This is a genomic window from Thermaerobacter sp. FW80 (genome assembly GCF_004634385.1).
GTDB lineage: Bacteria > Bacillota > Sulfobacillia > Thermaerobacterales > Thermaerobacteraceae > Thermaerobacter > Thermaerobacter composti.
The window spans coordinates 2,529,307-2,542,928 of sequence record NZ_CP037895.1 but is presented as its reverse complement, the minus strand read 5'-3'; the positions used below and the strand labels follow the sequence as shown (position 1 = coordinate 2,542,928).

The following is a 13,622-nucleotide window of genomic DNA, read 5'->3' as shown; positions in this document are numbered from 1 at the left end:
CGCCGGCGTACCGTCGCCATGGGGGCGCTGCGCAAGGATCGGTCCAGGCCGGAAGGGCCGGGCCGTCGATGGAGGGAGGGAGGGGGGTGCCGGCACCGTCGCTGAACCGGCCGACGCCGACGCAACTCGACGAGCTGCGATCGCTGCTGGGCGACCCCCGCAAGGTGGGCACCGGGCAGGCGGTGCGCGAGCACCACAGCCACGACTTCAGCTACCACCGGCCTCGCCTGCCCGATGCGGTGGTCTACCCCGAGTCGACCGACGACGTGCGGGCGGTCCTGGAATGGGCGGCGCGGCACCGGGTGCCCGTGGTGCCCTTCGGCGTGGGCAGCAGCCTCGAGGGGCACACGGTGCCCCTGGCGGGCGGGATCAGCCTCGACATGACCCGCATGGACGCCATCCTCGAGGTCCGCCCCGAGGACTTCCTGGTGCGGGTGCAGCCGGGCGTGACGCGCTCGCGGCTCAACCAGCGCCTGGCCCGCGAGGGCCTGTTCTTCCCGGTCGATCCCGGCGCCGACGCCACCATCGGGGGCATGATCGCCAACAACGCCAGCGGCACCAACGCCGTGCGCTACGGCGCCATGAAGCACCAGGTGCTGGGGCTCGAGGTGGTCCTCGCCGGGGGCCGGGTGGTCCGCACGGGCAGCCGCGCGGTGAAGTCGTCGGCCGGGTACAACCTGACCGCGCTCTTCGTCGGGTCCGAGGGCACGCTCGGGGTGGTGACCGAGGCCATCCTGCGCATCTACCCGTTGCCCGAGTTCGTCCTGGCTGCCCGGGCCAGCTTCCCCAGCGTGGAGGCGGCGGCGCGGGTGGCGGTGGCCCTGATCCGCGCCGGCGTGCCCGTCGCCCGCGTGGAGCTGGTGGATGCCCCGACGATCCGGGCGGTCAACGCGTACAAGGGCACGCGGTATCCCGAGCGGCCCACCCTGTTCCTCGAGTTCGCCGGGACCGAGGCCGCGGTCCGCGAGGAGGTGGCCCTGGCCCAGGAGCTGGCCGCCCTGGAAGAGGGCGTGGACTTCGCCTTCGAGACCGAGCCGGCCGCCCGGGAGCGGCTGTGGGAGGCGCGGCACCAGGCGGCGCTGGCCATCGCCGCCGCGGCTCCCGGTCGCCGCATGATGGCCACGGACGTCTGCGTGCCCCTCTCCCAGTTGCCGGCGGCCGTCGCCTTCGCCCGCCGGGTGGCGGAGGAACACGGCCTCGAGGCCGCCATCCTGGGGCACGTGGGCGACGGCAACTACCACGTGACCTTCATGGTCGACCCCGACGATCCGGCCGAGGTCCGGCGGGCCGAGGCGGTCAACGAGCGCATCGTCCGCGATGCCCTGGCCCGGGGCGGCACCTGCACCGGCGAGCACGGCGTCGGCATGGGCAAGGTCAAGTACCTGGAAGCGGAGCACGGGGCGGAGGCGGTGGAGCTGATGCGCGCCCTCAAGGCGGTGCTGGATCCCCTGGGGATCCTCAATCCGGGGAAGGTGGTGGGGACGCCGGTCCCGTCATAAGGGTGATGGGGGCGGGTCAGATCGTCGGGCGAGGGAGGGGCGAGCCGCCGGGGGCGGGTTCGCCCCCGAAGGAGGGGAGGGGGGATGGCGCGCCGGGGCGGCGGCGCGGGGGGCGTCGCGTCGGACCGGGGCGGGATCCGACGCGGAGGGCGGAGGAGTCGGCCCGCCGGGCGCCCGCCGCAGGGTGCGGCGAGGAGCCCGGCGCGGGCGGGATGGACGCCCCGGCCCGCCGGTCGCAGGGGGGTGGACCGGTGGTCGGGGGCGGTGGCATGCGCACCGGGTTGGCGGATCGCTGGCGGGGCCGGGACGCCCGCCCCCGCTGGCGGTGGGTGCCCGGGGCATGCGGAGCGGCGACTGGAGGGTTGCCGGCGGGGGTGGACGCTCCGCGACGGGAGGGGTGAACCGTGGCGAAGGCCGTGCGCACCGTGCCCATGGGGTTCGGCCCGGCCATGGAGGTGGGCGAGCTTCCTGCGCCGCCTCCCTTCACCCTGCGCAACTTCCTCGGGATGGTCGGCGTCAGCGCCATCCTGATCAGCATCTCCATCGGCAGCGGCGAGTGGCTGCTGGGGCCGCGGACGGTGATCCAGTACGGCCCGGCCCTGCTGTGGATCGTCACCGTGGCCACCGTGCTGCAGACGATCTTCAACCTGGAGTGCCAGCGCTACACCCTGGCCACCGGCGAGTCGGTCATCCCCGGCCTGATGCGCCTGTGGCCCGGCCGGTGGTTCTGGGGACCGGTCTGGGCGCTGATCTGCATCCTCTCGGTGTCCCCGGGGTGGGCCGCCTCGTCGGCCACGGCGCTGGCCGCCCTGCACCTGGGGCGCCTGCCCGCGGACGCCGATCGCGGGCTGGTCCTGGTCTACGGCATCCTGGCGATGCTGCTGGTCATGCTGGTGGTCGCCTTCGGGACGCGGGTCGAGCGGACCCTGACGCGGGTCTCGACCTTCGCCGTGGTCTTCATCTTCGCCAGCCTAATCGTCCTCGACCTCTGGCTGGTGCCCTGGGAGTGGTGGGGCCGCGTCGCCGCCGGGTTCTTCCAGTTCGGGTTCCTGCCCTCGGGCGAGGGCGGGCGCGTGGACTGGGCCCTGATCGGCGGCTTTGCCGGCTACGCGGCCACCGGCGGCGTGCTCAACATGGCGGCCTCCAACTGGATGCGCGACCGCGGCTGGGGCATGGGCGGCCAGGTGGGGTACATCCCCGCCCTGATCGGCGGCCGCAAGGTGCAGGTCTCGACCACCGGGAAGATCTTCGACCTGACCGCCGAGAGCCTGGCGCGGTTCCGCGAATGGCTCCGGTACAGCCGGTGGGAGCAGTGGACGCTGTACCTCGGCGGTTGCCTGCTGGGCATGTACCTGTGCGTGCTGCTGGCCGTGGGCCTGATCGCGCCGGGGACGCCGTTGAAGGGCACCTACGACGTGGCGGCCATCCAGGCCGAGGCGGTCTCCCGCTTCCTGGGTGGTCTCGGCTGGGTCTGGGTGCTGCTCATCGGCTTCTGGGTCCTGTGGGGGACCCAGCTCAGCGCCACCGACGCCGTGGTGCGGCACCTCACCGACCTGGTCTGGTCGCTGGGATTGGGGCGCTGGACGCGGGACGACATCCGCGTGGTCTACTACCTCATCATGGCCGTGGTCACGGTCTGGCTGGCCTTCTTGTTCGCCTACAACCCCCTGACCCTGGTGCTGCTGGTGGCCAACATGGCCGGCGTGGCCTTCGTGGTCGGGGGGCTGACGCTGCTGTGGCTCAACACCCGGATCCTGCCGCCGGAGCTGCGGCCGGGATGGCTCGCGCGCCTGGGCCTGGTGGCGCTCTCGCTCTTCTATGCCTTCTTCGTCTACCAGACGGCGCAGCAGGTCCTGGGCCAGCTGTGGCGGGCGTGACGTCGGCACCGAGCCGGTGCGGGCCCGGCCGACGCCCGGCGGGGGCACCGGGGGAGGGGGCTTCAGGTCAGCAGCGCTCCAGGGCCCACCGCGGGATCGGCCGCGGCGGACCAGCCGGCGGGGGGCCCGGCGACGCCGATCGCCGGGCCCTCGCCGCGGGCGGCGGGACGGGGCGCAGGGCTGGGGGCCCCGACGCCAGGGGCGCGGAGGGACCGGCCGCAGCGGCCTTGTCGGGACGGGTTCCGCTCACGGCGCCGGCGAGGTCGTCCACCCCCCGAGACCGGCGGCTGGCCGCCTCCGGCAGGGACGGCGGGACGGGCGGCGAAGGCCGAGGGCGGGGCGGCCGCGGGGGATCGCCGTGCGCAACGCGCGCCGGGCGGCGGGCGACGGTGGCCGGCGGCGCCCGGCCCCAGGGGCGGCGGCGGCCCCGTCGCCCCGTGGGCCCGGCGGGCTCGGCGTGCACCAGGGGGATGCGCCGCGGGGGACGGCTGCGGCCGGTGGAGAGGTGACCGGCGGCGGCCCAGCGACGGGGAGGGATGGGCATGGCGGCCCTGGACGGCATCGAGGTGCGGGGACCGCTGCGGGAACGGTACGACCAGGTCCTGACGCCGGAGGCGCTGGCCTTCGTGGCCCGCCTGCAGCGGGAGTTCAACCCGGTGCGCAAGCGGCTGCTCCAGCGGCGGGCCGAGCGGCAGCAGGAGCTGGCGGCGGGGGCCCGCCCGGACTTCCTGGCCTCCACCCGTGCCATCCGGGAGGGGGATTGGCGCGTGGCCCCGGTCCCGCGGGACCTGCAGGACCGTCGCGTGGAGATCACCGGCCCCGTGGACCGGAAGATGATGATCAACGCGCTGAACTCCGGGGCGCGGGTGTTCATGGCCGACTTCGAGGACGCCAACACCCCCACGTGGGACAACTGCATCCAGGGCCAGATCAACCTGATCGACGCGGTGGCGGGCACCATCGAGTACACCAGCCCGGACGGCCGCCACTATCGCCTCGGGGAGCGGGTGGCCACCCTGGTGGTGCGGCCGCGGGGCTGGCACCTGGTGGAGAAGCACGTGCTGGTGGACGGCGAGCCCGTGTCGGCGAGCCTCTTCGACTTCGGCCTCTACTTCTTCCACAACGCCCACCGTCTGCTGGAGAAGGGCTCCGGGCCGTACTTCTACCTCCCGAAGCTGGAGAGCCACCTGGAGGCGCGGCTCTGGAACGACGTGTTCAACCTGGCCCAGGACGCGCTGGGCATCCCGCGGGGCTCCATCAAGGCCACGGTGCTGGTGGAGACGATCCTGGCCGCCTTCGAGATGGACGAGATCCTCTACGAGCTGCGGGACCACGCCGCGGGGCTCAACGCCGGGCGCTGGGACTACATCTTCAGCGTGATCAAGAAGTTCCGGCACGATCCCGCCTTCCTCTTGCCGGACCGCGCCCAGGTGACGATGACCGTGCCCTTCATGCGGGCCTACACCGAGCTGCTGGTCAAGACCTGCCACAGGCGGGGGGCCCATGCCATCGGCGGCATGGCCGCGTTCATCCCCAGCCGGAAGGATCCGAAGGTCAACGAGGTGGCGCTGGCCAAGGTGCGGGAGGACAAGGTCCGCGAGGCGGGGGACGGCTTCGACGGTACCTGGGTGGCCCACCCCGACCTGGTGCCCGTGGCGATGGAGGTCTTCGACGGCGTCCTGGGCGAGCGGCCCAACCAGGTGGACCGCCAGCGGGACGACGTCCAGGTCACGGCCCGCGACCTGCTGGACGTGCGGGTGCCCGGCGGGCGCATCACCGAGGCCGGCTTGCGCAACAACGTCAGCGTCGGCATCCAGTACCTGGCCTCGTGGCTGCGGGGCAACGGGGCCGCCGCCATCTTCAACCTGATGGAGGACGCCGCCACGGCCGAGATCGCCCGCGCCCAGGTCTGGCAGTGGACGTATCACGGTGCCCGCTTGGACGGGGGGCCCACGGTGACCGCCGACCTGGTCCGGCGGATCGCCGACGAGGAGATGGAGGCCATCCGGCAGGCGGTGGGCGACGACTTCTTCCGCACCGGCCGCTTCGACGAGGCCCGGGAGCTGTTCGAGCTGGTGGCCCTCAGCCGGGACTTCATCGAGTTCCTGACGATCCCGGCCTACGAGCGCATCGACTGAGCCGTGGGGCGTGGGCTGGGGGATGCGGCGGTGCACGCCGAGGGGTGGGCCGGGGCGTGAGGCAGCCGGGACGAACGCGGCGGGGCGGGGGCGAGGATCGGCGGATCCTCGCCCCCGCCCCGCCGTGGCCTGCGCCGGGTCGTCGCCGCCGGGCGGCGACGACCCGGCGCCTACGAGGACCGGTCCTCGTCGGCCGGCGGCTCGCCACCGCCCTGGGCAGCCTCGGGCGCCGCCCCGGTCTCCTGGCCTGTGCCCTCGGCCTTCGCGCCCGGGGCGGCCGCCTGCCGGCGCTCCGGGGCCGCGGCCGCACCCTCGGTGGGCGTGGCCTTCGGGGCGGCGGAGGGGGGCGCCGCGGGCCGGTCCGTGGACCCGCCTGCGGCGGCGGTGCCGGCGCCGGCCGCCTGCCGCTGGGCCCGCTCGGCCTTGAGCCGCGCCGCCTTCTCCAGCGCCGCTTGCACGCGGGCGTCCTTCGCGGCCCCGCCGGCCGCGGCGGCCTTCGCCCCCGCCCCCGGGCCGCCACCGGGCGCGGCCGCCGCCGGCTGTGCGCCCGCCCCGTCGCCCGAAGCCGCTCGCTGCTTGGCCCGCTCCGCCTTCAGCCGCGCCGCCTTCTCCAGGGCGGCCTTGACCTTGGCGTCCCTGTCGTCGGCGGCCGCGGCAGCCTTGCCACCCGCCCCGGCGCCGCCGGGGGCGTCGGATTCGTCCGTGGGCACCGAGGTCTTGACGTCTTCCACGAACTTGGCCAGGAAGACGTCCAGCTGGCGGCGGACGTTGTCGGCGATCAGGTCGGGATGGGAGTTGACGATCAGCGGCTTCATCGTCGTGATCAGCTTGCCGTTCCGGAAGAGGGCCACGCCCGGCACGTGGGCGAGGTCATAGGTCTGGTTGATGGCGCGGCGCCGGTGGTACTCGTCGATCAGGTCCCGGTACTCGTCGACGTTGATCCGGACCAGCTTGACGTCGGGGTGCCGCTGGGCCTGCTCCACCAGCGCCTGCGTGAAGAACCGGGTGTCCTTGCCCGGTCGCCAGAGCTCCACCAGGACCTGGCCCCTGTGCTGCAGGACCTCCTGTTCGAACCGGTCGCGGGGGACCTCCTGGGGCCGCGGGAGGGTCGGCGTCGCTGTGGCCATCGCCCTGCACGCTCCTTCGTCGTGGACGATCGACACGGTTGCCAGGAAACATTGTACTACAGGGTAGGCGGGTCACGCCGGCCGGGGCCGCCGGCGGGTGCCGTCGGGCACCGCCGGCGGCCCCGGCCGCGGGGGGAGGTGGCGATCCGTGCGCGTGACCATCACCCCGGCCGCCGCGGCCTACGCCGCCCGCGAACTGAAGCGGCGGCCGGAGCTCGACCGCACCCTGACCGTGGAGGCGTTCCTGGTCGCCGGTTGCTGCTCGCCCAACCTGCCTCCGGAGGTGCGCCTGGGCCCGCCGCCCGAGGGCGGGTTTCGCGCGGTGACGGTGCCCCTGGCCGGCCCCGCCGTCGCCGCTGCGGACGGGGCGGCGACGGCGCCGGCAACGGACGCACAGCCCGACATGGCCGCGGTGGAGGTCTACCTCGACCCCCTGGTGGAGGACTTCGTGCGCGACTGGTACGGCGAGGCGGACCGGGAGCAGGCGGAACGCGCCGTCCTGTGCATCGACCTGGTGCGGTACGGCGACCGCGAGGAGCTGACCGTCCGCCCCTGGCCGCCACGGCCTGGCACCGCGCCGGCGTCATGACCGGCGCGCCCGGGCGGGCGGCCGCGCCGCCCGCCCGGGCGCGCCCGGTGAGCCCTCGGCTCGGCGGCACGGGCGGTTTTGCGGTGCAGCCCGCGGCTCTGCGGCATGGTACGTTCTTCCCCCTGGCGGCCCCACGTAGGGTACGCAGGGGGTGTGCCGCCGTGGCGCGGACCTGGTGGGTCTGGGTCCACGACCTGGGAGCCGTCCTGTGGCTGGGTAGCGTGTTCTACCAGCTCCTGGTGGTGGCGCCCGTGTTGGCCGGCCAGCCGCCCCTCTTGCGACGCCGGCTGTGGCTGCAGCTGATCGGGCGCTTCCACGGCGTGGCCGCCCTGGCAGCCCTCGCCGTGGTCGTCACTGGCATCGCGCGGCTCCTGGCCTTGCCCTGGCCGCTGGCACGGCTCCCCGCCACCCTCTACGGGCGCCTGCTGCTGGCCAAGATGGCGGGTGCCGCCGGCATGCTGCTCACCGGCGGCGCCATCGCCTTCGGGGTGACGGCGATGCTCCGCGACCCGCGGGGCATGGACCGGTTCCCGGCGGCTGCGCGTTGGCTGGTGGGGCTGTTGATGCTGGAGGCGGCGCTGGGCACGCTGGTGCTGTGGTGCGTCGCCCGCATCCACGGCGGGTGAGTCAACCGGGGGGCCGGCCGCCCTGCCGGCAGCCGCGCAGCCTGGCCGCCCCCACCGGGAGCCGCGCGCAGCCTGGCCGCCCTGAGCCGCGCGGCCGCCTGACAGCCCCTGCCGGGAGCCCCGCCAGCCCGGCCGCAGCCGCGCCCGCGCCGGCCAAGTCCCCGCGGGACCCGTCGGGCGAGCCGCGTGCCGCACCGCCTCCGGCCTCCAGGACCCGGACCGTGGCGGCCTTCCACCCGCACCGCCTCCCCGTCCCGTACCCATCGGCGCGACCGGGGGCCCGTTGGCGAGCCCCCCTTCGGCTACAATGGGGGCGTACCGCGCGGCCGCCCGGACGAGCCGGCTGGACGACCCCGCCGGGCAAGCCGGACGGGCCGCTGGACGCGGGCCACCGGCCGGACCCGCGGAGCCTGCCGGCTCCCGCCGCGGGCGGCCCGGCGCCGCCGGCCGGTGATCCTACCGGAAAGGAGACGCCCCATGCCGCGACGCGCCGAGGAGTTCGACCTGCAAAGGATCCAGCGGGCCGTTCTCGAGATCCTGGAGGCGGTGGGGGAGGACCCCACCCGCGAGGGTCTGGTGGACACCCCCCGGCGGGTGGCGGAGGCCTACCAAGAGCTCTTCAGCGGCCTCGGCCGCGACCCCGCCGACGAGCTCACCGTGTTCTTCGAGACGGACCACGACGAGGTGGTGCTGGTCAAGGACATCCCCTTCTACTCGATGTGCGAGCACCACCTCCTGCCCTTCCACGGACGGGCCCACGTGGCCTACCTGCCGCGCAACGGCCGCATCACGGGGCTCAGCAAGCTGGCCCGCGCCGTGGAGGTCGCCTCGCGCCGACCCCAGCTCCAGGAGCGCCTGACCTGCCAGATCGCCGACGCCATCGAGGCGCGGCTGAACCCCCGGGGCGTGGTGGTGGTGATCGAGGCGGAGCACCTCTGCATGACCATGCGCGGAATCCAGAAGCCCGGGTCCTATGCGGTGACCTCGGCGGTGCGGGGCCTGTTTCGCGAGAACGTGGCCAGCCGGCACGAGGTGTTCGCCCTCATCCGCAGCGACCTGCGGCCCTAGCCGCCGTCGCGGGCCCAGGCCGGCCTGCGGCAGGAGTCCGCCGCCCCATGGGGAACCGCATTGGTCGACCAGGAGGAGGGATCCCCGTGACCGACCGCCGTGACCCCTTCCGCGAGTACTCCATCGAGACCCTGGCGGTGCACGCGGGCCAGGCGCCCGACCCCGCCACCGGCTCGCGGGCGGTGCCGCTCTACCAGACCACCTCGTTCGTGTTCCAGGACACCGACCACGCCGCCCAGCTCTTCAACCTGGACGAACCCGGCAACATCTACACGCGCATCAGCAACCCGACCACCGAGGTCTTCGAGAAGCGCATGGCCTATCTCGAGGGCGGCGTGGCGGCCGTGGCCACCGCCAGCGGCCAGGCGGCGACGACGCTGGCCATCACCAACATCACCCGGGCGGGCGAGGAGGTGGTGGCCTCCTCGAGCCTCTACGGCGGCACCTACCAGCTGTTCGCCAACACCTTCAAGGACCTCGGGATCACGGTGCGCTTCGTCGACCCGTCGGACCCGGAGAACTTTCGCCGGGCCATCAACGAGCGCACCCGCTGCATCTACGCCGAGATCATCGGCAACCCGAAGCTGGACGTGCTGGACGTGGAGGCGGTGGCGCGCATCGCCCACGAGCACGGCATCCCGCTGATCGTCGACAACACCTTCGCGACGCCCTACCTGTGCCGGCCCTTCGAGTGGGGGGCCGACATCGTGGTCCACTCGGCCACCAAGTGGATCGGCGGCCACGGCACCTCCATCGGCGGCGTGGTCGTGGACTCCGGCCGCTTCGACTGGGGCAACGGCAAGTTCCCGCGGCTGGTGGAACCGGATCCGGGCTACCACGGCATCTCCTACTGGAACGACTTCGGCACCCTGGCCTACGTCACCAAGCTGCGCGTGCACATGATGCGCGACGTGGGCGCCTGCCTGAGCCCCTTCAACGCCTGGCTCTTCCTGCAGGGGCTGGAGACGCTGCACGTGCGCATGGACCGCCACTGCGAGAACGCGCTGGCCCTGGCGCTGTGGCTCAAGGAGCACCCCGCGGTGGAGTGGGTGGCCTACCCCGGCCTGCCCGACCACCCGTCCCATCACCTGGCCCAGAAGTACCTGCGCCCGGGACGCTTCGGAGCGATGATCGTCTTCGGCGTCAAGGGGGGTCTGGAGGCCGGGCGCAAGGTGATCGACAGCGTGGCGCTGTGGTCGCACCTGGCCAACGTGGGCGACACCAAGTCGCTGATCATCCACCCGGCCTCGACCACCCACCAGCAGCTGACGCCGGAGCAGCGCCGGGCGGCGGGCGTGTCCGACGACATGATCCGGCTGTCGGTGGGCATCGAGGGGCTCGCCGACCTCCAGGCCGACCTGGACCGCGCCCTGCGGCTGGCGGCCGGCCTGCCGTCGGCGGACGGGGCCGTCGCCGACGGCGTGGCCGTGCCCCGCCTCAACGACGAGGCGGTGATCCGGGAGGTGGTCGGTCGCTCGCAGGTGGACGAACCCGGCGGCCCGCGGCCGCGGGTGGTGGCCGTGGTCGGCCTGTCGTCCGATCCGGGGCGGCCCAGCTACCGCGTGGCCCGGAAGCTGCAGCGCATGGGCTACAAGGTGGTGCCCGTCAACCCGCGAGCCACGGAGATCCTGGGGGAGCGGGCCTATCCGGACCTGGCGTCGGTGCCCGGGCCGGTGGACGTGGTGGTGGTGTTCCGGGCGCCGGAGCACGCGCCGGCGGTGGCGCGGGAGGCCGTCGCCCGCGGCGCGCGGGTCCTCTGGCTGCAGGAGGGCGTGGTCAGCCCCGAGGCGGCGCGCATCGCGGCCGAGGGCGGCCTGGCGGTGGTGATGAACCGCTGCATCTACAAGGAGGCCCAGCGCTGGCGGGGCCACGTGGCCACCTTCCGCGGCGCGTGAGAGGCCGCCGCGGGTCGGGATGGCGAATGGCGCCCGCCGCGGCCGCCGCGTTCGTCCCGATGCCTCTTCCCTCGTCGGGGCGATGGGTTAAAATAGCGCTTGGCTGCTGGCATCTCGGGAGGTCGGTTGGATGGCACGCTACACGGGCCCGAAGCACGCCATGTGCCGGCGCGTGGGCCGACCGCTCTGCGGGTCGCCCAAGTGCCCCGCGCTGAAGCGGCCCTACCCGCCCGGCCAGCACGGGCCGGGCCGGCGGCAGAAGCTCAGCGAGTACGGCCGCCGCTTGCTGGAGAAGCAGAAGCTTCGCTTCATGTACGGGGTGCTGGAGCGCCAGTTCCGGCGCTACTTCGAGCGCGCCCAGCGGGCCAAGGGGAACACCGGGGAGCGGCTCCTGCAGCTCCTGGAGACGCGGTTGGACAACCTGGTCTACCGCATGGGCTTCGCCCCCACCATCTGGTCCGCGCGGCAGCTGGTGGTCCACGGGCACATCCAGGTGAACGGGCGGAAGGTCGATCGCCCGTCGTATCAGGTCCGGCCGGGCGACGTGATCGCCGTGCGGGAGAAGAGCCGGCGCATCCCGCTGATCCAGGAGAGCCTGGAGAACGCCCAGCGGGCGCCGGACTACGTCAGCGTGGAGCCCGAGAAGTTCCAGGGCACGCTGCTCCGGGTCCCCAGCCGCGAGGAGATCCCCGTCGACGTCGAGGAGTCGCTGATCGTCGAGTTCTACTCGCGCTGAGCGGGGCGAGGCCGGTGCCGAGGCACCGGCCCTTTGTCTTTTTGACGCCGTGTTTGACGCCGTGCGGGAGGGAGCGACGGTGCAGATCCAGGCGGAGATGGCCGGGATCGTCCAGGAGGTGCTGGTCCGCGAGGGGCAGGCGGTGGAGGCCGGTCAGGACGTGGTGATCCTGGAGTCGATGAAGATGCAGATCCCCGTGACGAGCCCGGCGGGCGGGACCGTGCGGAGCGTGCGGGTCAAGCCCGGGGACTTCGTCAACCAGGGGGACGTGCTGATCGAGCTCGAGACCTGACGGCCGCGCCGCGGGAGGGGCGCGCGGGGGGGCGGGGGAGCCGGCCCGGCAAGTCGCGGGAGGGGAGTCCATGAGCCGTGGGACCGGGGATCTGGACCGGCAGCTCCTGGAGCGCCTGGAGGCCGTCCGGCGGGGCGGGCCGGAGCGCTACCACCAGCGGAACCGGGAGCAGGGCAAGCTGTTCGCCCGGGTGCGGCTCGAGCGGCTGCTGGACTCGGGCAGCTTCGTCGAAGACGGCACCCTGGCCAACGCGTTGGCGGAGGAGCTGCCCGCCGACGGCGTGATCACGGGCCTGGGGCGCATCGGCGGTCGGCCGGTGGCCGTCATGGCCAACGACTCCACGGTCAAGGCGGGCTCGTGGGGCGCCCGTACGGTGGAGAAGATCCTGCGCATCCAGGAACAGGCCCTGCGCCGGCGCATCCCGATGCTGTACCTGGTGGACAGCGCCGGGGCGCGGATCACCGACCAGGTGGAGATGTTCCCCGGGCGCCGGGGCGCGGGGCGCATCTTCTACAACCAGGTGCGGATGTCGGGCGTGGTGCCCCAGGTGTGCCTGCTCTTCGGCCCGTCGGCGGCGGGCGGCGCGTACATCCCAGCCTTCTGCGACGTGGTCATCATGGTCGAGGGCAACGCCAGCATGTACCTGGGCTCGCCGCGCATGGCGGAGATGGTGATCGGCGAGCGGGTCACGCTGGAGGAGATGGGCGGCGCGCGGATGCACTGCACCGTCTCCGGCTGCGGCGACGTGCTGGTGGCCAGCGAGGACGAGGCCATCGCCGCGGCGCGCACCTACCTCTCGTACTTCCCCAGCCACTGGGAGGAGCGGCCGCCCCGCGGGGAGCCGCGACCGCCGGCCCCCGGGCCGGCGGTGGAGGAGATCGTCCCCGCCGACGCCAACGTCCCCTTCGACATGTACCGCTTGATCGAGCGGCTGGTGGACGAGGGCTCCTTCTTCGAGATCAAGCGCCTCTTCGCCCCGGAGATCATCACCGGCCTGGCCCGCATCGAGGGCCGGGCCGTCGGCGTGGTGGCGAACCAGCCGCGGGTGCGGGGCGGGGTGCTGTTCGTCGACTCGGCGGACAAGGCGGCGCGGTTCATCTGGCTGTGCAACGCCTTCAACATCCCGCTGCTGTTCCTGGCCGACGTCCCGGGGTTCATGATCGGCTCGGCGGTGGAGCGCCAGGGCATCATCCGCCATGGCGCCAAGATGATCGCCGCCGTGGCCGAGGCCGAGGTGCCGAAGATCTCCGTGATCGTGCGCAAGGCGTACGGCGCCGGCCTCTACGCCATGGCCGGGCCGGCCTTCGAGCCCGACGCCTGCCTGGCGCTGCCCACGGCGCAGATCGCGGTGATGGGACCCGAGGCGGCGGTCAACGCCGTCTACTACAACCACATCGCCAGGCTGGAAGGCGAGGAGCGCCGGCGCTTCGTCGAGGAGAAGCGGCGGGAGTACGCGCGGGACATCGACATCTACCGCATGGCGTCGGACCTGGTGGTCGACGAGGTGGTCCCCGCCGGTCGGCTGCGGGAGGAACTGGCCCGGCGCTTCGCCCTCTATGAGAACCGCCGCCGGGAGTGGCCCGCCCGGCACTGTCCCGTCCACCCGGTCTGACGCGGCACCGGCGCGCCCGGCCGGGGTGTCGAAACCTGTCTTTCGCTCGACATCGGCAGGAATCGCCAGCAGGCGACGGTATCCCAGAATGTATGGACGAAGCCGTTCCCGGCCCGAGGAGCGGAGGTGGACGGGCCCGGCGACAGGCCGTGACCGTCATTCC

At 73.7% G+C, this 13,622-nt stretch carries 11 protein-coding genes; 10 read left to right on the top strand and 1 reads right to left on the bottom strand.

Annotated elements, in window-relative coordinates; genetic code table 11:
* Positions 1-86: 86 nt before the first annotated feature.
* From E1B22_RS10590 to aceB, 3 genes are all read left to right on the top strand, one after another.
* Positions 87-1,499, top strand: a complete 1,413-nt coding sequence (locus E1B22_RS10590; RefSeq protein WP_243123350.1) for an FAD-binding oxidoreductase — start codon at positions 87-89, stop codon at positions 1,497-1,499.
* Between the two features lie 404 nt (positions 1,500-1,903).
* Positions 1,904-3,376 (top strand): Nramp family divalent metal transporter, encoded by a 1,473-nt coding sequence (locus E1B22_RS10585; RefSeq protein ID WP_135225628.1) that lies wholly within the window; start codon positions 1,904-1,906, stop codon positions 3,374-3,376.
* 542 nt (positions 3,377-3,918) lie between these two features.
* Positions 3,919-5,514 carry a malate synthase A gene (aceB, locus tag E1B22_RS10580; RefSeq protein ID WP_135225627.1) on the top strand — a complete coding sequence of 532 codons (1,596 nt, stop codon included), beginning with the start codon at positions 3,919-3,921 and terminating at the stop codon, positions 5,512-5,514.
* A gap of 170 nt (positions 5,515-5,684) precedes the next feature.
* Here aceB and E1B22_RS10575 read toward each other — a convergent pair whose 3' ends face one another.
* Positions 5,685-6,641 (bottom strand): co-chaperone YbbN, encoded by a 957-nt coding sequence (locus E1B22_RS10575; protein ID WP_243123349.1) that lies wholly within the window; start codon positions 6,639-6,641, stop codon positions 5,685-5,687.
* Positions 6,642-6,789: 148 nt separating this feature from the next.
* Between E1B22_RS10575 and E1B22_RS10570 the strand changes: the two genes are divergently transcribed.
* The 7 genes from E1B22_RS10570 (at position 6,790) to E1B22_RS10540 (ending at position 13,459) form a co-directional block, all read left to right on the top strand.
* Entirely contained in the window at positions 6,790-7,230 is a 441-nt protein-coding gene (locus E1B22_RS10570; RefSeq protein ID WP_135225626.1) for a hypothetical protein, read from the top strand.
* A 161-nt stretch (positions 7,231-7,391) separates the two neighbouring features.
* Positions 7,392-7,856 carry a CopD family protein gene (locus E1B22_RS10565; RefSeq protein WP_243123348.1) on the top strand — a complete coding sequence of 155 codons (465 nt, stop codon included), beginning with the start codon at positions 7,392-7,394 and terminating at the stop codon, positions 7,854-7,856.
* A gap of 477 nt (positions 7,857-8,333) precedes the next feature.
* Complete coding sequence (folE, locus tag E1B22_RS10560) at positions 8,334-8,924, top strand: GTP cyclohydrolase I FolE (protein WP_135225624.1); 591 nt, start codon at positions 8,334-8,336, stop codon at positions 8,922-8,924.
* A gap of 86 nt (positions 8,925-9,010) precedes the next feature.
* Positions 9,011-10,819 (top strand): PLP-dependent aspartate aminotransferase family protein, encoded by a 1,809-nt coding sequence (locus E1B22_RS10555; RefSeq protein WP_135225623.1) that lies wholly within the window; start codon positions 9,011-9,013, stop codon positions 10,817-10,819.
* A gap of 130 nt (positions 10,820-10,949) precedes the next feature.
* Positions 10,950-11,555, top strand: a complete 606-nt coding sequence (rpsD, locus tag E1B22_RS10550; protein ID WP_135225622.1) for a 30S ribosomal protein S4 — start codon at positions 10,950-10,952, stop codon at positions 11,553-11,555.
* A gap of 79 nt (positions 11,556-11,634) precedes the next feature.
* Positions 11,635-11,847, top strand: coding sequence for an acetyl-CoA carboxylase biotin carboxyl carrier protein subunit (locus E1B22_RS10545; protein ID WP_135225621.1), 213 nt, complete (start codon positions 11,635-11,637; stop codon positions 11,845-11,847).
* A gap of 70 nt (positions 11,848-11,917) precedes the next feature.
* The gene (locus E1B22_RS10540; protein WP_135225620.1) at positions 11,918-13,459 is read left to right on the top strand and encodes an acyl-CoA carboxylase subunit beta; all 1,542 of its coding nucleotides are present in this window, start codon (positions 11,918-11,920) and stop codon (positions 13,457-13,459) included.
* Positions 13,460-13,622: the final 163 nt, after the last annotated feature.